The organism is Alkalibacterium sp. s-m-28, from assembly GCF_054658175.1.
The window spans coordinates 41,939-61,278 of the sequence record NZ_BAAGIQ010000003.1; the positions used below are offsets into that span (position 1 = coordinate 41,939).

The window sequence follows — 19,340 nt, forward strand, 5'->3', positions numbered from 1 at the left end:
AACAGGAGGAAATTAAAGTGAGAATTGCTGTAGATGCTATGGGCGGAGATAACGCCCCTAAAGAAATCGTTAAAGGTTGTTTAAGGGCAGCCAGAGAATTTTCAGACGTGACACTTGTCTTATATGGGAAGGAAGAAGCCATCAGAAATGAATTGAGCGAAGATCTTCCTAACATCGAGATCGTTCACTCTGAAGAAGTGGTCAAAAGTGATGACGATCCAGTCAGATCAATTCGAAGAAAAAAAGAATCATCGATGGTCAAAGCTGCTTACTCTGTAAAAAATGGTGAAAACCATGCCTTGTTCTCTGCAGGGAACACCGGCGCGCTTCTTGCTGCAGGAACATTGATTATTGGTCGTATGAAAGGGATCGATCGTCCCGGACTTCTGGCGACATTTCCTGCATTATCAGATAAACGCGCAGTTTTCAATATGATCGATGTAGGGGCAAATGCAGATTCGAAACCCCTGAATATCAATCAGTATGCCACTTTAGGGACCTATTACTCAAAGCATGTCCACGGCATAGTTAAGCCGACTGTTGGGCTGCTGAATAACGGAACAGAAGAAAACAAAGGAAATGACCTGTCCAAATCATCGTATGCCTTATTAAAAGAGAACGATGCAATCAATTTTATCGGTAATGTAGAAGCAAGAGACCTTTTGGATGGAGTTGCTGATGTCGTTGTTACTGATGGATTTACAGGGAATGCGGTGCTTAAAACAATTGAAGGGACCGCGATCTCTCTGATGAGCGTCATTAAGGGTGCGATCATGGACAACGGGATCAAAGCCAAACTTGGCGGGCTGATGCTTAAAGACAGTCTTAAAGAAGTGAAAGATCTGCTAGATTATTCCAAGTATGGAGGAGCAGTCCTGTTTGGTCTTAAAGCACCGGTTATAAAGACGCATGGATCAGCAACAGAAGAGCCCGTTTATCATACGATCAGACAGATAAGAGAAATGCTCGAATCTAGTCTCCTCGAAGATCTAATCAGGCATTTCGAAAATCAGTAAGTACAGGCTCATCTGTAATATATGACGTTTTTTTGTAATTCTTTTTAAATATATGGAAATTACAATGAGGATGTTATACAATTATCCTTATGAATCAAATGATATTTTAATAATAGATTAATAGAAATAATAGAATCTGATCAATTATCAGTGAGGGAGTAGAGTAGAATGAGTGAACAGGAAGTATTTGATAAAGTTAAAAACATTATTGTTGAGCGTTTAGGTGTAGATGAAGAAAAAATTACACGCGACACTACTTTTAAAGATGATCTGGGAGCAGACTCCCTGGATATAGTGGAACTGGTCATGGAAATGGAAGACACATTTGGTAAAGAAATATCAGATGAAGACGCTGAACAGATCACAACTGTCGGAAAAGCAGTCGATTACATCAAGAGTAACGCATAGTTTATTTTGAACAAAATATGACTCCTTGAGTTTGATTAGAATAAAGTTAGAAAAAAAGCTTGAAAATTTAACTTATTGTTATAAAATTAAAAAAAGAGTATTGATATTATAATAAATCAGGTGTATAATTCGATTTATATTATTAAGCTTTTAATGAAAATCAAATGAAAGTTTAATAATCTTCTCTGACTTACAGGGAAGTAGAGTATAGGAGGTTAAGTAGTGGCCGTCGAACGAAGTTTGTTAGAGGTTAACAACTTAGAAACAGGATTCAGATTTGGAGATGTTTACCACAACGCTGTAGATGGCGTGTCATTGACGCTGAAGAAAAATGAGATACTTGCAATAGTCGGTGAGTCCGGCTGCGGGAAATCTACTTTGGCTACATCGATAATGGGACTTCACGATCATAAGAACACCCAAATTAAAGGAGAAGTATTATATAAAGATTTAAACCTTCTCGACTTGAATGAAAAGTTGTATAACCGAATTAGAGGTAATGACATAGGTATGATTTTTCAGGATCCATTGGGGTCTCTAAATCCACTTATGACTATTTTTAATCAAATATCAGAATCACTTGAATACCATTCTGATTTAAATGAACAGCAGCGTAAAGACCGAGTGCTTGAACTGCTGAACCAGGTTGGGATCCCCCGCCCTGAACAGATAATGAAAGCTTATCCTCATGAGTTGTCAGGTGGAATGAGACAGAGGGTCGTCATTGCGATCGCACTGGCTAACAAGCCACCTATCATCATTGCAGATGAACCGACTACCGCATTGGATGTTACCATTCAGGCTCAGATTCTTGACCTGATGAATGACATACAGGACGAAACAGGTTCAGGAATTATCCTGATCACTCACGACCTGGGCGTTGTAGCAGAAACAGCGGATAGAGTAGCTGTCATGTATGCAGGACAAATTGTGGAAGAAGCACCGGTTGAAGAACTGTTTGCCAATCCCAAGCACCCATACACACGTTCTTTACTTAACTCCATTCCTCATGAACTGGAAAGTGATGATGATGAGCTTCATGTTATACATGGAACTGTTCCTTCTCTTCAGAAACTGCCAAGAAAAGGGTGCCGTTTTGCTCCGCGTATTCCATGGATTCCTGAAAGTGCACATGAAGAAAATCCAGTTCTGCATGAAGTGAGTCCAAACCACAAAGTGAGATGTACATGCTGGAAGCATTTCCACTTTGAAGGGGAGGAAAAATAATAATGGGATTTATTGAAGTTAAAGATTTAAAAGTACATTATCCGATACGAGGCGGCGTGCTGAACACGATTCAGAGCTATGTAAAAGCCGTCGATGGTGTCAACCTGACGATTGAAGGCGGGAAGACATACGGTCTGGTTGGAGAATCAGGATCAGGAAAGACGACGATCGGAAAGACGATCATTGGTCTTGAGAAAGCGACTTCAGGACAGATCATGTATGAGGGACAGAATGTAACTAATAAAGCTAGAAGCCGCAAAGAAAAATATGCAGCGTATAACAAAGACGTTCAGATGATTTTCCAGGATGCAACATCATCCATGAATCCGAAGAAGCGTATTCTAGATGTTATTGCAGAACCTATGCGTAATTACTTTGATTATACTCCAGATGAAATCAAGCGTAGAGTTGTGGATCTACTTGAGATCGTTGGGATGAATGCAGAGGCTATGTACAAATACCCTCATGAATTCTCCGGTGGACAGAGACAGAGAATAGGTGTTGCCCGTGCCGTTGCCAGTGATCCGAAACTGATCATTGCTGATGAACCGACATCTGCTTTGGACCTTTCCGTCCAGGCTCAGGTTCTTAACTTTATGAGACGTATTCAGAAAGAGTATAACTTAAGTTACCTTTTCATTTCACATGACCTTGGTGTGGTTCAGCACATGTCAGACGACATTGCGATCATGCACAGAGGACGTTTCGTTGAACAAGGGTCAAAAAAGGAAATCTACAGCAACCCGCAGCATATTTACACTAAACGTCTCCTGTCAGCGATTCCAGATATGGATCCGACTACCAGAGCTGCTCATAAAGTTGAAAGACAGCGCGTAGAAGCCGAGTACGATGCACAGGAAACAGAATACTATGATCCTGACGGGCGAGTATATGATCTGCAGGAATTCAAAAAAGATCACCTTGTTGCTCTTCAGCCGGAAGCACCTAATGCTTCTCTGCAAAATGAGAAAGTGAAAACAGGAGGGGAACGTTAGACATGTGGAAGACGATTTTTAGACGAATACTTTTAATGATTCCTCAAATTATTATTTTAAGTATCCTGATTTTTATTATTGCTGATTTCATGCCTGGAGACCCATTCCGAGGACTGGTCGATCCTAACTTGGACCCGGCTCATCTTGAGGCTCAGCGTGAAGCGTTTGGATTGAACGATCCTCTGCCTGTCAGATATGTCAGATGGGTTGGAGATGCTCTTCAAGGTGATTTCGGACGAAGTTTCACCTATCAGCAGCCAGTGGTGGCTGTAATAGGTGCAAGACTAGGAAATACTTTAAGGCTGTCCTTGTTATCAGTTATTCTGACGTATCTTATCGGTCTGCCTTTGGGAATACTGGCTGGAAGATATAATGAGTCTGTACTGGATAAAACAGTACTGGTCTATAACTTTGTCAGTTTCGCCGTTCCGATATTCGTATTGGCCCTGCTGATGGTCTGGATATTCGGGTACAACCTTAACTGGTTCCCATCCAGAGGGTCGGTCAGCATCAATGCTAGTACCCCTTGGGAAGTTTGGACAAGTCGATTATATCACTTGATACTTCCGTCTATTACAACCGCGATTTTAGGTACCACGTCTATTATTCAGTATCTAAGAAGTGAAATAATTGATGCCAAAGTATCAGACTATGTGAAGACAGCACGATCTAAAGGTGTGCCAATATCCAAGGTCTATACTAAACACATCTTCAGAAATGCATCACTTCCAATCGCATCAGGATTTGGATTTACGATTGTAAGTCTATTTACCGGATCAATCTTTATCGAACAGATCTTTAATTTCCGCGGTATGGGATATTTATTCCTCCAGTCAATCAACACGCGAGATTACAGTGTCATTTTTGTCCTTGTGTTGTTCTACGGATTCTTAGGGTTGATAGGGACATTACTTTCAGATTTGATCTTGATGGCTGTAGATCCACGTATTAGAATTGATTAGATTATTTTCAACTGGAAAGGAATGAATAAATCTTATGGCTACAAACCAAGACGCGGAAGCAGCAGTCCTTTCGGATGATATGGCCGCTTCTTCCCCACCAATGGGTATGAAAGTAATTGTTCGCGAATTTATGAGAGATAAGCTGGCCCTGGCTTCTCTAATATTGCTGGTTGGACTTCTGGTCACCATATTCATCTGGTCTTTCCTTATTGATCAGGACCAGGTTACCAACGTCAGCTTGTGGGATTCGTACTTGAGACCTATGTCTTTCAGTGAAGATCCGGCAAGAGAAGGCATGCGCTTTATACTCGGAACAGATTCAGCGGGAAGAGATATTTTTGGTCTTCTGCTAATAGGAGCAAGAAATTCACTGCTTCTTGGATGGTCAGTGACTGTTGTCACCAGTATTATTGGTATTGTTATCGGAATTCTTGCCGCATATTATGCCGGACTTATCGATAACATCATCATGCGGATCATAGACTTCATCATGATTTTGCCTCAGCTAATGATCATTATCATCTTTATTACGATTGTTCCGACTTATAATGTATTTACATTTGCATTGATACTTATAGTTTTCAACTGGCATGGCCAGGCAAGGTTTATCAGGGGACGTGCACTGACAGTCGGACGACTGGATTTTATCAGTGCATCGAAGACAATGGGAACACCGTCACTCGTGATCATGCTTCGTGAAATGATGCCTAACATCAGTTCACTGATCATCGTCAACCTGACACTGAACTTTGCAGGAAGTATCGGCTTAGAAACAGGGTTATCCTACTTAGGATTCGGGCTTCCGCCTGGAACACCAAGTTTAGGAACCTTAGTTGCTCATGCCACCAATCCAGATATTCTGGAGAATAGAGCTTGGGTTTGGTTACCGGCTTCAACACTCATCCTAGTGTTGGTGCTATGTATAAACTACGTCGGTCGTGCGCTCCAACGTGCTGCAGACGCTAAACAAAGATTAGGATAAGAGAAGGGGAGAAAAAATATGTCAAACAAGAAAAGATATAGCATGCTTGCAAGTACTGCTGCTGTAGCATTCATCTTGGCTGCCTGCGGTAACGGCGATACTGCCGATACTAACGATAACGGCGTAGATGAGAACGGCGCTACTGAGGAAGAAGTAGAAGACGATGCCAACGGTGAAACTGCCAATGAAGGTCCTGCACCGATTGAATTCGAGACGAGAGTCGAGAATGAAGGGGAAGCAATCGAAGGCGGAACATTAAACGTTGGATTTGTAACTGACTCACCATTTACAGGTATTTTCAGTTATGAGCTATACACATCTGCCCCTGATGCAACCGTCATGCAGTATGCAATGGGTACACTTGTCGGAACAGACGAGAACTACCGGTTTGATGATTCTGGAGCAGCTACTGTTGATGTTGACCGGGATACTAACTTAGTAACGATTACTTTACGTGATGATGTTTACTGGCACGATGGCGAACAAGTAACTGCCGGAGACATTGCCTTTGCACATGAAATCATTGGTCACCCGGACTACACAGGCGTTCGTTACAGTTCTGACATGCAGAGCATCGTTGGTATGGAAGCATACAAAAATGGTGAAGCTGACAGCATTGAAGGGATCACTGTTGTAGATGACCAGACTCTTGAAATTCAATACGAATCTGTAGGGGTACAGATGCTTCAAGCCGGTGGTGGAGTCTGGACTTCTGCAGCACCTCGTCACTATCTGGAACATATTCCAGTGGCTGAACTTGAATCTGCACCAGAAATCCGTGAAAACCCAATTGGATTTGGTCCGTTCAAGGTCGAGAACATCGTTCCAGGTGAATCAGTATCGTATACTCGTTTTGACGATTACTTCCGAGGAACTCCAAACATTGAAAGAATCGAACTTGAAACAGTTCCAACTTCAACTGCTGTAGCAGCTATGCAAAATCACCAGTTTGATTTGTTCCTGAGCATGCCTACAGACCAGTTTGAGAACTTTAAAGATATCCCAGGCTATACTATACTAGGTCGTCAGGAAAATGCCTACACTTATATCGGATTTAAACTAGGTGAATGGCAGGAAGCACAAGAAGATGATGAAGGCAACGTAATAGAGCCTGCTCAAAACGTTCCGGATCCAGATGCTAAAATGGCCGATGTCAACTTGAGACAGGCGATGGCATATGCGATCGATAACGATGCTGTTGGTGCCCGTTTCTACCAGGGACTACGCAGCCGTGCAACATCTCCGATCATCCCTAACTTTGCTGACTACCACAATGATGATCTTGAAGGCTATCCTTATAATCCAGATCGTGCTAACGAGCTGCTTGATGAAGCAGGATATGAAGATATAGATGGCGATGGATTCCGTGAAACTCCAGATGGAGAAGAACTGGTGATCAACTTTGCATCAATGGCTGGTGGAGAAGTGGCAGAACCAATTGCCGAGTACTACATGCAGTCTTGGAGAAACATCGGATTGAACGTTCAACTACTTGACGGACGTCTACATGAGTTCAACTCATTCTACGACCGTGTTGAAGCCGACGATCCAAACATCGATATCTTCCAAGCTGCTTGGGGAACTGGAACAGATCCTACTCCAGACGGACTTTACGGCCGTTATGCACCGTTCAACTACACACGTTGGGCTACTGAAGAAAATGACGCCTTCATGGAAGATATGCTCAGCGAGCAGGGCTTCGATGTTGAATGGCGTGCAGAAGTATTCAGAGAATGGCAGGAGTACTTCATGGAAGAGTTACCAATCATCCCGACTCTATTCCGTAATGAAGTCTTCCCAGTCAACAACCGTTTAGGTGCTTACGACATTACTGTAGGAGTAGATCCAGACACACCAGGTGCTGGAATCCACACTTGGTACTTTATCGACGAAGATCGTGCAACAGAATAATTAAAAACACTGATAGACTATCTATCTAGTATCGCTCAAAAATCGCTCAATCACCTGAAAAGACATTGATCTTTTCAGGTGATTTTTTTAGTTTAAATAATTGTAGTTATTTATAAAATGATGTATGATAGTAGTTAATCGGTGTAAGTTTATTCACAATTTACTTCGAATTCAAATTAATATTTTTAGGAGTAATGCATATGTTTTTAGCATGGAAAGAAATAAAGTATTCTAAAACCAGGTTTGCTCTAATTATCGGAGTGGTTGTTCTCGTGTCATATCTTGTTTTTTTTCTGACTGGCTTGGCTTACGGTCTAGCACAGGAAAATAGAACCAGCATTGATAAGTGGGAGGCGACTGGAATCGTTCTTGCAGATGAATCAAACCTTAATATCAACATGTCGATGTTTCCAAAAGAACTGGTCGATGAGGTCGATGCTTCGGAGACTGCTTCTCTGGGTGTAACCTCAAGTGTAGTTCAGCTAGTTGAAGATTCGGAAGATGACGATGATTCAAAGGTCAATGTCACGTTTTTTGGAGTTAATGAAGATGAATTCATCTTTCCTGAGATTCTGGAAGGGGAATCTCTTCAGAATGACAATGAAGTGATAGCGGATATCAGTTTGAAAGAAGAAGAAGGATATGAACTGAATGATGAACTGTCGCTTGCGGGTATCGATACAACCGTAACAATCGTCGGGTTCACGGATAATGCAAAATTTAATGTCGCTCCAGTATTATACACAGCCCAGTCAACCTATCAGCATATCAGAGCAAGTGGATTCGGCGAAAGAGACGATGAGATCATCAGTGCTGTTGTAGTTCAGACGGATAGTGGTGAACTGGAAGGAGTGGAACTGGGGACTGATGACCTGGAAATATTTGAAATCGACGAGTTTATCAGTAACTTACCCGGATATAATGCACAGGTACTCACTTTCGGACTCATGATCGGTTTCCTGGTGCTTATTGCGGCTATGATCGTAGGTATATTCATCTATGTCCTGACACTTCAGAAAACTTCAATCTTAGGTGTTATGAAAGCACAAGGGATTTCGTCCGGATATATAGGTAAATCCGTAGTTGGACAGACACTGCTGCTGACCCTCTTCGGAGTGCTGACTGGTCTTTTGCTGACTTTAATTACAGGTCTTCTTCTGCCAAATGAAGTTCCCTATATGAATAATATTCTGTTTTTTGCTGGTATAACAACTTTATTAATTGTTGTAGCTTTAATGGGGGCATTCTTCTCAGTGAGAACGGTAGTAAAAATCGACCCTCTGGAAGCTATAAGTTAGGAGATCATCTTGAAACTTATTGAATTGAAACAAGTTACAAAAACATTTGATGATGGACGAAAAAAAATAGAAGCATTAAAAGAAACAAACTTTTCAGTTGAAGAAGGTGAATTTGTGGCCGTTATTGGCCCGAGTGGCTCTGGAAAAAGTACATTTCTGACTATAATTGGTGGTCTGCAGACCCCTACTGAAGGTCAAGTTTATATCAACGAAGAAAAGTTCAGTGAGCTTGAAGAAAAGAAACGTGCTAAAAAAAGATTTGATGAAATAGGATTTATTCTACAGGCATCAAATCTGATTCCTTTTCTGACAGTTAAAGATCAGCTTCGTCTGGTCAACAAGATCAATCGTTCCAATTTTGATAAAAATAATGCGAAAGCATTGCTGGACGAGTTGAAAATCAACGAGTTAAGTGATAAATTCCCAAGCGATCTTTCAGGCGGTGAAAGACAGCGTGCGGCAATTGCCCGTGCATTGTACCATGATCCGTCCGTTATTCTCGCAGATGAACCGACGGCCAGTCTCGATACAGACCGAGCTTTTGAAGTGGTTGAAATATTAGGAAGAGAAACGAAGAAAAAGAAAAAAGCAACCATCATGGTTACTCATGACGAAAGACTGACGGATTACTGCGATACAGTATATGTAATGAAAGATGGCGTTTTGAGCAGAAAATAATAGAGGAAAGTTGGATAGGCATGTCAAAAACAGTTAGTGTCATAGGTGCCGGAGTAGCAGGTTTAGCTAGTGCAATCCGCCTGCAGCATGCAGGTTACGATGTAACGATATATGAAAAATCCGAAATGGCTGGGGGGAAGATGCATCAGCTTAAAAAAGATGGCTTCACATTTGATGTAGGACCTAGTATTGTGATGATGCCCGAACTTTATAGAGAAGTATTTGAGCTGGCAGGACGGAATCCGGATGATTATATCCCGATGCAGCGGCTTGATCCCATGTATTCAGCATTCTTTGAAGATGAGAAGATAGATGTCTCGTCAGATCTTGTGAAACTTGTTGAGCACCTTGAGGGGATTGGGGAAGAAGATGTAATAGGATTTCTTGGTTATTTGAAAGATATTTATGAACGGTTTACGATTGCGAAGGAGTATTTTATTCAAAGACCATTTAGAAAGTCCTCTGACTTCTATAACCCATTCATGATCAAGCAGGCAATGAAGCTCAAGACGTTTGACAGTGCAAATCATTCAATAGGGAAGTTTGTCAAAGATAAGCGCCTTCAGCAGATACTAAGTTTTCAGACTTTGTATATAGGGATATCTCCTATGAATGGTCCATCTCTTTACACAATTATTCCTATGATTGAGTACTTATACGGCATCTGGTTCATAAAAGGTGGCATGTATACGATGGCCAGTTCAATGGAAAAACTGTTTTTTGAACTTGGCGGTCAGGTAAAGTATGGAGCAGAAGTTGATGAAATTGTCATTGAAAATAAGCAGGCTACAGGAATAAAGCTGAATGGAGAAAAAATCCTTTCCGACTATGTCATGTGCAATGCCGATTTTCCATACGCTATGAAAAACCTTGTAAAAAATACGAAAGCAAAAGGGAAATACACAGACAAAAAAATCGACAGTATGAAATATTCCTGCTCATGTTTCGTCATGTATCTGGGGATGGACAAGAAATACGATAAGGTAGATAATATCCATAATTTTGTATTTTCAAAGGATTTGGATGAAAACCTGGAGGATATTTTTGAAGGGAAGCTACTTGATCAGGCTTCTTTCTATGTTTACATTGCATCCAAACTGGATGAAGATCTGGCTCCTGAAGGAAAGGATGGACTCTATGTTCTGGTGCCTGTTTCCGATCTCTCTACAGCCAAGTATGAGTGGACAAATAATACAATTGCCCATTATAGAAACCAGGTAATCAATAAACTTAAGACGATTGAAGGCTTTGAAACAATAGAAGATGATATTATTTCTGAAAGCTATACCACACCTAAAGACTTTGAGTCCAAGTTTAATGCTTATAACGGAGCGACCTTTGGCCTGAGACCTACTTTAACTCAAAGTAATCATTTTAGGCCTCAGGCTAAGTCAAAAACAGTCGAGAACCTCTATTTTACTGGGAGCAGCACTCATCCAGGAGCCGGAGTTCCAATCGTTTTGACATCTGCAAAAATAGCAACGGAAGAACTTATTTTAGACGACAAATAAATGAAATAAAGACCCGTTGAATCTGATTTGAATAGATTCAGCGGGTCTTAGATGTCTATTTATATTGCAAAGTAAGATTCCAGATAACGCGCGACCCCATCATCATGATTAGAAAAGGAAGTAATATCTCCGGCAATGGCTTTAAGCCTGTCAATACCATTGGACATAACAACACCCAGTCCGGCGTACTGAATCATTTCATAGTCATTTTCCTGATCCCCAAAAGCAAGTATATCTTTGCGGTCGATATTGTAGTATGCAGCAATCCGTTCGAGGCCAAGTGCTTTCTGTACACCGGCTGCCACTACTTCAAGGCAAGGCGTGTCCCCGCCCCACATTCTTACTTCAACAGCATCTCTATACTGTTCGATAATCTTTTCTTCGATGTAAGGCTGGTACTGACGAGTAGAAGTAAATACACCGACAGAAGTAGGATCTTCAAGAAGCGTTTCAGCAGTCAGCTGTTTACTGACTTCAATACCTTCAGGGAAAAAATCAGGATAAGGAATGTATTCACCTTCTATATAGATAGATTGTTTAGACTCTGCGGCAATCAGCTGGACTTCCGGATTTTCTCTCAAAGAGAGCATAGAGATGGCCAAATCTTTACTCAAAGTCTTATGATAAGCGTATGACCAATTCTGCTCAGAAGGGTTATGACACCAGGCACCATTAAAGTTTACTATGGGTGTGGTCATTTCAAGTTCTTGGTAATAATAATAGCTGTTTCGATAAGGCCGGCCGGTCACGATGGATACGATATGTCCATCCTTGCGCAATCGATTCAGTACATCCTTAGTGCGTACACTCAGCATGGACTCATCGTTTAATGTCGTTCCGTCCAGATCGAGTGCAATCAGTTTTCTTTTCATCACTATCTCTCCTCGTTGACCGTTTAATCATCTTTATCCAGTATATCAAAGCCTAAATGAAAAGTATATTTGAATTGAAAAAGGATAAGTCACATCGTCTAAGAAAGTTTTATTTTAAGGTGAACACACGCTTTGCAATATGTTAAAATGAAAGTGAGAAACAAGGAGGAGAGCGTATGACTAAAGAGACTGAAGTATGGACTGATGAACAGATTCAGGATGTAAAAAATCGGATCATGCAGGCAATGGAACAAGTGATCGATCCTGAATTAGGAATCGATATTGTCAACTTGGGCCTTATATATGAAGTTAATGTGTTTAATGGTGGATACTGCGAGATGAAAATAACACTGACCACAATGGGATGTCCGCTGGCAGATGTCATAACTGAGGATATTCTTAATGCAATGAAAAATGTACCCGAAATTACAGAAACTGACGTTAAACTGGTCTGGTATCCAGCATGGGATACGACTCGTATGAGCAGATATGCTAGAATTGCGTTAGGAATCAGATAAAGGCAGCTCTCAATGACACTATAACAGGCATGCATGTGCCTAATACGCTGCATTGAGGGCTTTATTCTGTTCAAAATGCTGGAGGAATGTCAAAGGTGGAAGGTGATGGAATGGAATTTACTCCTCTTCAAGTGTTCAGTTCATACACATTATTAAAAAGCACACTGTCGGTGCCTTCTATAATCAGTCAGGCTAAAAAGCTTGGCTATACATCCATTGCACTTACAGATAAGCATGTCATGTACGGAGCAGTGGAATTTTATAAAGAAGCAGTCAGACAGAAGATGAAACCTCTTATTGGTTTGACTATTGATTTGACCGCCAGCAATGTTTGGGATGGAGAAACTGAGATAGTTCTGATCGCAAATAATAATAGTGGTTATCAGGAACTTATGTCTCTTTCTACCGATATTATGCTTCGTCATCAAACCCTTGACATCAATCGATTATCTTCGATCAGTCAGAATGTGAGTATCGTTTTACCTGCCACCAGTATTATGTTGGAAGGTCTGAAGCAGGACGCTGAAGCTGTTCGGTCGTTTATACGTACACTTTCCGAGCACTGTCCGGCAATAAGTATAGGGATCAGCTGGGACGATGCTTATCAGTCGGAAATAAGGAGTCTGCAGGAGATGGCTGATGCTGTAGACGTTACATTAGTAATTAGTGAATCTGTTTATCTGAATGATGAAAGCGATTGGTCTGCGATAAAAGTTCTTCATGCGATCGAAAACGGCTTAACTATTGAAGAAGATGAATTTATGCAGCGCAATGGATCAGGTTATCTAAAAAATAAAAGCGAGCAATTAAGCTACTATGCTTCTGTAGGGCTGACTGAAGCTCTTGACAATACTCACAATCTTATTGATAAATGTGAGCTGTCATTTGAATGGGAAACAAGACTTCCGGAATTTAATACACCAGATAACCTAAATTCAGTGCAGTATCTTGAGAATATTTCTTTTGAATGGCTGTCGAAGCGAGTACCTGATTATGACGACAGGTATAAGAGACGACTGACAAAAGAATTGACGGTAATCAGCAAAATGGGCTTTGCGGATTATTTTCTGATAGTCTGGGATCTGATGAAGTTTGCTCATGATAATCAGATCGTAACAGGATCAGGAAGGGGATCTGCTGCAGGCTCTCTAGTTTCTTATGTCCTTAAGATTACAGATGTGGACCCTATAAAGTATGATTTGCTTTTCGACAGATTTCTGAATGAGGAGCGCTTTACTTTACCGGATATCGATCTTGATTTCCCTGACAATAAACGAGAAATGATTTTATCGTATGTATTTGAAAAATATGGGAGTGATCATGTAGCTCAAATAGCGACATTCGGCACATTTGCTGCAAAGATGGCGGTCAGAGACAGCGGAAGAGTTTTTGGATTGACAACAGACAATCTTAAGAATTGGTCTAACGCCATTCCGTCACGACCGGGAGTTACGTTAAAAGAAGCCTATAACGAATCGGATAAACTAAAGGAATTAGTAAATGAATCTGAGAGGAATTTGATGCTGTTTAAAACAGCTGTAAAACTTGAAGGACTCCCCAGACATGTATCCACGCATGCTGCAGGAGTTGTTATCTCCAAGGACCCTCTTACTTTGTCAACACCGCTCCAGGAAGGCAGTGGGGTCATGCCATTGACGCAGTTTACGATGGGTGATGTCGAGACTGTGGGTCTTTTGAAGATGGACTTTCTTGGATTGAAGAACCTGACGATACTAGCTGATTGCCTTTCACTTTCAGGTCTGAACAGACGGTCTATAGACGATAGCCTTGCAGCAATATCTTTAGACGATCCAAAGACTTTAGACTTGTTTAGAACAGCTGATACAAATGGTATTTTTCAGTTTGAGTCTGCCGGGATACAAAGAGTACTTAAAAAACTTGGGCCAACTGAATTTGAAGATATAGTCGCTGTCAATGCATTGTACAGACCAGGTCCTATGGAGCAGATCGATCATTTCATTGCCCGAAAAAAAGGCAAAGAACCGGTTGAATACATTCATGATGATCTGAAAGAAATTTTGTCAGTCACGTATGGCGTTATAGTTTATCAGGAACAAGTAATGAAAGTTGCTTCAAAAATCGCAGGATACACCTTGTCAGAAGCTGATATACTGAGAAGAGCGATTTCAAAGAAGATAAAAGATGAAATAGATGTAGGGCGCAACCAATTTGTTGCTGGTGCCAAGGAAAGAGGGTATCAGGAAGAAGATGCCGAGGCGATATACACTCATATAGAAAGGTTCGCCAATTATGGCTTCAACCGATCTCACGCAGTATCTTATTCAAAACTGGCTTTCCAGTTAGCTTATTTCAAGGCACATTATCCCGCAGCATTTTATGTTGCGCTTATGCGCTCCACTTCCAATAGTAGAGAAAAGGTCAGAAAGTATTTAATGGAAGCTAAGCAGCGGGGGCTGCCGCTCGTGAAACCCTCTATTAATTCCAGCTGGTATTCCTTTACTGTCAGCAGTGGATCGATTATTTTTGGGCTGGATACGGTGAAAGGTTTGAGAAGAGAGTTCATTAGTCATATAATGAATGAGAGAAAAGCTAATGGCCCATTTAAGGATCTGATGTCTTTCGTTAGTAGGATGGATGATAAGTGGCGCAAAGAGCAGATGATCCTGCCGCTAATCAAGGCAGGGTGTTTTGATGAGCTGGGAACGAACAGAAATACACTTATTAATGCATTAGCATCTGTTATTGACAGTATCAAGATGAGTAATGGGAATGCAGAACTTTTCGAATCACTTGCTCCTAGAATGGAACAGTTGCCTGATCTTTCTTTCAAAGAAAAGCTACAGCAGGAGTTTGAGGTGACTGGTTTTTACCTGTCTGGGCATCCTGCAGAACAATACGCTCAGAGTACCACTGATTTTCTTACTGTATCTGAAGCCGGACGTTTTTCTGCCTATGCTGTTCAGGTTGAAGCCATGAAAAAAATACAGACAAAACGTGGAGAACCGATGGCTTTCATGGATGTGTCGGATTCCTCCGGTGAAGGCACGGTCATTCTGTTTCCTGATGTTTATAGAAGGGTCTCCCGTTTATGCAAGGAAGGTGCGCTTCTCCAAGTAAGAGGAAAAGCAGAGTGGAAAGGCGGTCGAATCAACGTCATTGCTAGCACAGTTGAAATGCTGACAGAAAAAGAATCAGCGCACAAAGGGCTGTTCTTAAGAATCAGGGATATTGACCAGAACAGAAACAGACTTCAGGAGATCTTAGCTATAGTGTCAAAAAGAACTGGGTCAGTACCCGTGATCATTTATGATCCTGCTACAGAGAGAAAAGAAAAGCTTAAAAGCAAATTCAATGTGCAGCCTGACGAAGAGCTGCTCAATGAATTGATAGATGCATTAGGAAAAGAGAATGTTTTTCTGAAATAATCAGCATTAAATCCGTTTATCTCTGGATTTTAAAAGACAAGACCGGTTAAAAATGATAAAATAATAAATGTATGTAAATAAATGATGGTTTAAGGTAAAATATCATAGGGTGAAACATGTTGAATGATGACCTGAGGTATTTTACATATCTCTGTGAGTTTCTGACAGGGAATGAAGAAAATTTGCATTGAAGGTGGAAATGAGATGAAAAGAATTGGCGTTCTTACAAGTGGAGGAGACGCTCCCGGAATGAATGCTGCCATACGTGCTGTTGTAAGGAAGGCATTGCATGAAGGCATGGAAGTATATGGTGTCAATTACGGATATGCCGGCCTTGTTGCCGGTGATATCAGAAAACTGACACGAAAAGATGTCGGCGACATGATTCAGCGAGGAGGAACTTTCTTATATTCTGCGAGGTATCCTCAATTCGCAACTGAAGAAGGACAGCTGAAAGGAATCGAACAGCTTAAGCGCTTTGGCATTGAGGGACTAGTCGTCATCGGTGGAGACGGGTCTTACCGAGGGGCATATGCTTTGACTAAACGTGGTTTTCCATGTGTCGGCATCCCCGGAACGATCGACAATGACATTGCAGGAACTGATTACACGATCGGATTCGATACAACAATCAATACAGTGCTTGATGCACTGGATAGGATCAGAGATACAGCTACATCCCATGTCCGCACTTTCGTCATTGAGGTGATGGGTCGAGATGCGGGAGATATCGCTTTGTGGACTGGTGTTGCCAGTGGTGCAGAGCAGATCATTGTTCCTGAGAAAGGCTTCGATATTACAGAAGTAGCTGATAACATCCGAGAAGGAAAAGAGAAAGGCAAAAAGCACAGCATCATTATCCTGGCCGAGGGAGTGATGGGCGGCAACGAGTTTGCTGAAAAGCTGGATGCTATTGATAATTTTCATGTAAGAGTAACAGTCCTGGGACACGTTCAGCGTGGGGGCTCACCTACAGCTAGAGATAGGGTCCTTGCTTCTCAATTTGGAGCCAAAGCAGTAGACGTCCTTAAAGAAGGACAAGGTGGGGTCTGTCTTGGAATAGTCAACGAGAAAATCATAGTCAGAGATATCGTTGAAACACTGGACAACATGACTCACACACCTAACATGGACTTGTTTAAGTTGAATGAGGAAATATCCAACTAACTATACCTCTAAAGTTGGAATGCTTTAAGTCATCATTTATGAAAATGCAACACCAAATACTATTTTTTAGGAGAGTCAGATAATGAAGAAGACGAAAATTGTTTGTACCATTGGACCGGCAAGTGAATCACTTGATACATTAGTTAAACTGATTGAAGCAGGAATGAATGTTGCGAGACTTAACTTTTCACACGGCGATCACGAAGAGCACTTGAACCGTATCAAGAATATCCGGAAAGCATCTGAACAGACTGGTAAAATGGTCGGTATCATGCTTGATACTAAAGGTCCTGAAATCAGAACGAACAACATGAAAGACGGAAAAGTGACGATTACTAAAGGGGACACTGTCCGTGTATCGATGAACGAAGTTGAAGGGACAAATGAACGTTTCTCAGTCACTTATCCGGACTTGATCAATGACGTGACTCCTGGTTCAAGCATTCTTCTAGATGATGGACTGATCAATCTTCTAGTAACAGATATCGATCGTGAAAACGAAGATATTGTCACTACTGCTCAGAACACAGGCGATCTTAAAAACAAAAAAGGTGTAAATGTCCCTGGCGTTTCTGTAAACCTGCCTGGTCTGACTGACAAAGACCGTTCTGACATCATGTTTGGGCTGGAAAACAATATAGATTATATTGCTGCTTCATTTGTCAGACGACCTTCTGATGTACTTGAAATTACTGAAATACTTGAAAAAGAAGACAAAATGCATGTTCAGATTATTCCTAAGATTGAAAACCAGGAAGGTGTAGACAACCTGGAAGAAATTCTTAAGATTTCTGATGGACTGATGGTTGCTCGTGGTGACCTTGGTGTGGAAATCCCAACTGAGGACGTGCCAATTGTTCAAAAACGAATGATCCGTCTATGTAACGATGCGGGGAAACCGGTTATTACAGCAACTCAGATGCTGGATTCAATGCAGGCAAATCCTCGTCCGACAAGAGCTGAAGCTTCAGACGTAGCGAATGCTATCTTTGACGGCTCGGATGCAATCATGCTTTCCGGTGAAACTGCAGCAGGAGATTACCCTGTAGAATCTGTACAGACAATGTACAACATCGCCATGCGTACTGAAACTGCTTTAGTTAACCAGGATGCATTTGCACTTAAAGCATACGACCAGAATGATATGACTGAAGCAATCGGTCAGGCTGTCGGTCACACTGCTAAAAACTTGAACATCTCAACAATCGTTGCTGCGACTGAATCAGGACATACTGCACGTATGATCTCTAAGTTCAGACCTAAAGCTGATATTCTTGCAGTGACATTTAGTGAAGAAACTGCTCGAGGACTAGCTCTGCAGTGGGGAGTACAGCCTACTGTATCAGAAAAACCAACATCAACTGACGACATGTTCAACTTGGCTACTCAAACGACTGTAGAGAAAGGGTACGCTAAAGAAGGCGACCTGATCATTATTACTGCAGGTGTTCCAGTAGGTGAGCGTGGAACGACTAACGTTTTGAAGATTCAGCTTATCGGATCTAAACTGACAAGCGGTCAAGGTGTCGGATCTGAATCAGTCATCGGAAAAGCAATCGTTGCCGGTTCTGCTGAGGAAGCTATGGAAAAAGCAATTGAAGGCGGCGTACTAGTTGTCAAAAACACAGACAAAGATTACCTGCCGGCTATTGAAAAATCTGCAGCTATCGTTGTAGAACAAGGCGGACTGACTTCTCATGCCGCTGTTATCGGTATCGCAATGGGTATCCCAGTGATCGTTTCTGCAGAAAATGCTACGGAACTGATTGAACAGGATGAGCTTATCACTGTTGACGCAAGACGTGGAATCATCTACCGTGGAGCGACAACTGCCATCTAATTGATTTAACGAAAGAAATGATATAAACATCAAAAAAAGATGAGATAATGATTGATAGGAATCGGACATACTCTGTTTGCTGACTCAGCTGTCCATAATGATTCTTCCAGGTCATTGTCTCGTCTTTTTTAACGTAATTCCGAAAGAAGTCTCCCACTTCTAAGCGTATGGGTGCGAAGCACCAGTGAAAGTGGGAGATGAATGTCGGTCAAGCGATAGCTTGAAGTGGTTAATCTGTCATTTTTGTTGTATACTATATTCAGTGGTAACCAACAGAAAGGAAGTGACATCAATGGAATTGGACAACAACAATCATTCAGTCTTCTCGATGTATTACCACCTTGTCTTAGTTATAAAGTATCGAAGAAAAGTCATCACTCCCCCTGTTTCGGATTATGCCAAAGATATGTTTCTAAGAATGAGTACAAACTACAACATCACTCTCATCGAATGGAATGAAGATAGAGACCACATTCATATCCTGTTCAAAGCTCACCCTAACACAGAATTGTCCAAATTCATCAATGCCTACAAAAGCGCCAGTTCTC

Annotated in this window: 16 protein-coding genes; 15 read left to right on the top strand and 1 reads right to left on the bottom strand. The window is 41.4% G+C overall.

All coding sequences use genetic code 11. The annotated features are described in order from the left end of the window. The first annotated feature begins 17 nt into the window (after window positions 1-17). From plsX to ACYQ4S_RS01280, 10 genes are all read left to right on the top strand, one after another. Window positions 18-1,016: a phosphate acyltransferase PlsX gene (gene plsX / locus ACYQ4S_RS01235; protein ID WP_346024687.1), complete on the top strand. Its 999-nt coding sequence runs from the start codon at window positions 18-20 to the stop codon at window positions 1,014-1,016. 168 nt (window positions 1,017-1,184) lie between these two features. Further along, complete coding sequence (gene acpP / locus ACYQ4S_RS01240) at window positions 1,185-1,424, top strand: acyl carrier protein (protein WP_346024688.1); 240 nt, start codon at window positions 1,185-1,187, stop codon at window positions 1,422-1,424. A 222-nt stretch (window positions 1,425-1,646) separates the two neighbouring features. After that, window positions 1,647-2,651 (top strand): ABC transporter ATP-binding protein, encoded by a 1,005-nt coding sequence (locus ACYQ4S_RS01245; RefSeq protein ID WP_091478800.1) that lies wholly within the window; start codon window positions 1,647-1,649, stop codon window positions 2,649-2,651. Between the two features lie 2 nt (window positions 2,652-2,653). Next, on the top strand, window positions 2,654-3,646 hold the full coding sequence (locus tag ACYQ4S_RS01250; RefSeq protein ID WP_346024689.1) for an ATP-binding cassette domain-containing protein: 993 nt from the start codon (window positions 2,654-2,656) through the stop codon (window positions 3,644-3,646). Between the two features lie 2 nt (window positions 3,647-3,648). Beyond that, complete coding sequence (locus ACYQ4S_RS01255) at window positions 3,649-4,608, top strand: ABC transporter permease (RefSeq protein ID WP_459768845.1); 960 nt, start codon at window positions 3,649-3,651, stop codon at window positions 4,606-4,608. A 34-nt stretch (window positions 4,609-4,642) separates the two neighbouring features. Then, entirely contained in the window at window positions 4,643-5,590 is a 948-nt protein-coding gene (locus tag ACYQ4S_RS01260) for an ABC transporter permease (RefSeq protein WP_346024691.1), read from the top strand. 18 nt (window positions 5,591-5,608) lie between these two features. Next, window positions 5,609-7,501: an oligopeptide ABC transporter substrate-binding protein gene (locus tag ACYQ4S_RS01265; RefSeq protein ID WP_459768847.1), complete on the top strand. Its 1,893-nt coding sequence runs from the start codon at window positions 5,609-5,611 to the stop codon at window positions 7,499-7,501. A gap of 200 nt (window positions 7,502-7,701) precedes the next feature. After that, window positions 7,702-8,799 (top strand): ABC transporter permease, encoded by a 1,098-nt coding sequence (locus tag ACYQ4S_RS01270; protein ID WP_459768849.1) that lies wholly within the window; start codon window positions 7,702-7,704, stop codon window positions 8,797-8,799. A 9-nt stretch (window positions 8,800-8,808) separates the two neighbouring features. Then, the gene (locus ACYQ4S_RS01275; protein WP_346024694.1) at window positions 8,809-9,477 is read left to right on the top strand and encodes an ABC transporter ATP-binding protein; all 669 of its coding nucleotides are present in this window, start codon (window positions 8,809-8,811) and stop codon (window positions 9,475-9,477) included. Between the two features lie 20 nt (window positions 9,478-9,497). Continuing rightward, the gene (locus ACYQ4S_RS01280; protein WP_459768851.1) at window positions 9,498-10,988 is read left to right on the top strand and encodes a phytoene desaturase family protein; all 1,491 of its coding nucleotides are present in this window, start codon (window positions 9,498-9,500) and stop codon (window positions 10,986-10,988) included. A 59-nt stretch (window positions 10,989-11,047) separates the two neighbouring features. Here ACYQ4S_RS01280 and ACYQ4S_RS01285 read toward each other — a convergent pair whose 3' ends face one another. Further along, entirely contained in the window at window positions 11,048-11,860 is an 813-nt protein-coding gene (locus ACYQ4S_RS01285) for a Cof-type HAD-IIB family hydrolase (RefSeq protein WP_346024696.1), read from the bottom strand. A 176-nt stretch (window positions 11,861-12,036) separates the two neighbouring features. Here ACYQ4S_RS01285 and ACYQ4S_RS01290 point away from each other — a divergent pair, with 176 nt between their 5' ends. The 5 genes from ACYQ4S_RS01290 to tnpA form a co-directional block, all read left to right on the top strand. Beyond that, window positions 12,037-12,378 (top strand): metal-sulfur cluster assembly factor, encoded by a 342-nt coding sequence (locus tag ACYQ4S_RS01290; protein ID WP_459768853.1) that lies wholly within the window; start codon window positions 12,037-12,039, stop codon window positions 12,376-12,378. A gap of 86 nt (window positions 12,379-12,464) precedes the next feature. Then, window positions 12,465-15,785, top strand: coding sequence for a DNA polymerase III subunit alpha (dnaE, locus tag ACYQ4S_RS01295; protein ID WP_459768855.1), 3,321 nt, complete (start codon window positions 12,465-12,467; stop codon window positions 15,783-15,785). 204 nt (window positions 15,786-15,989) lie between these two features. Beyond that, entirely contained in the window at window positions 15,990-16,952 is a 963-nt protein-coding gene (pfkA, locus tag ACYQ4S_RS01300; RefSeq protein ID WP_459768857.1) for a 6-phosphofructokinase, read from the top strand. 82 nt (window positions 16,953-17,034) lie between these two features. Next, on the top strand, window positions 17,035-18,792 hold the full coding sequence (gene pyk / locus ACYQ4S_RS01305) for a pyruvate kinase (RefSeq protein ID WP_459768859.1): 1,758 nt from the start codon (window positions 17,035-17,037) through the stop codon (window positions 18,790-18,792). A 292-nt stretch (window positions 18,793-19,084) separates the two neighbouring features. Beyond that, window positions 19,085-19,340, top strand: a 256-nt coding sequence (tnpA, locus tag ACYQ4S_RS01310; protein WP_459768860.1) for an IS200/IS605 family transposase, incomplete at its 3' end; no start/stop codon positions are given.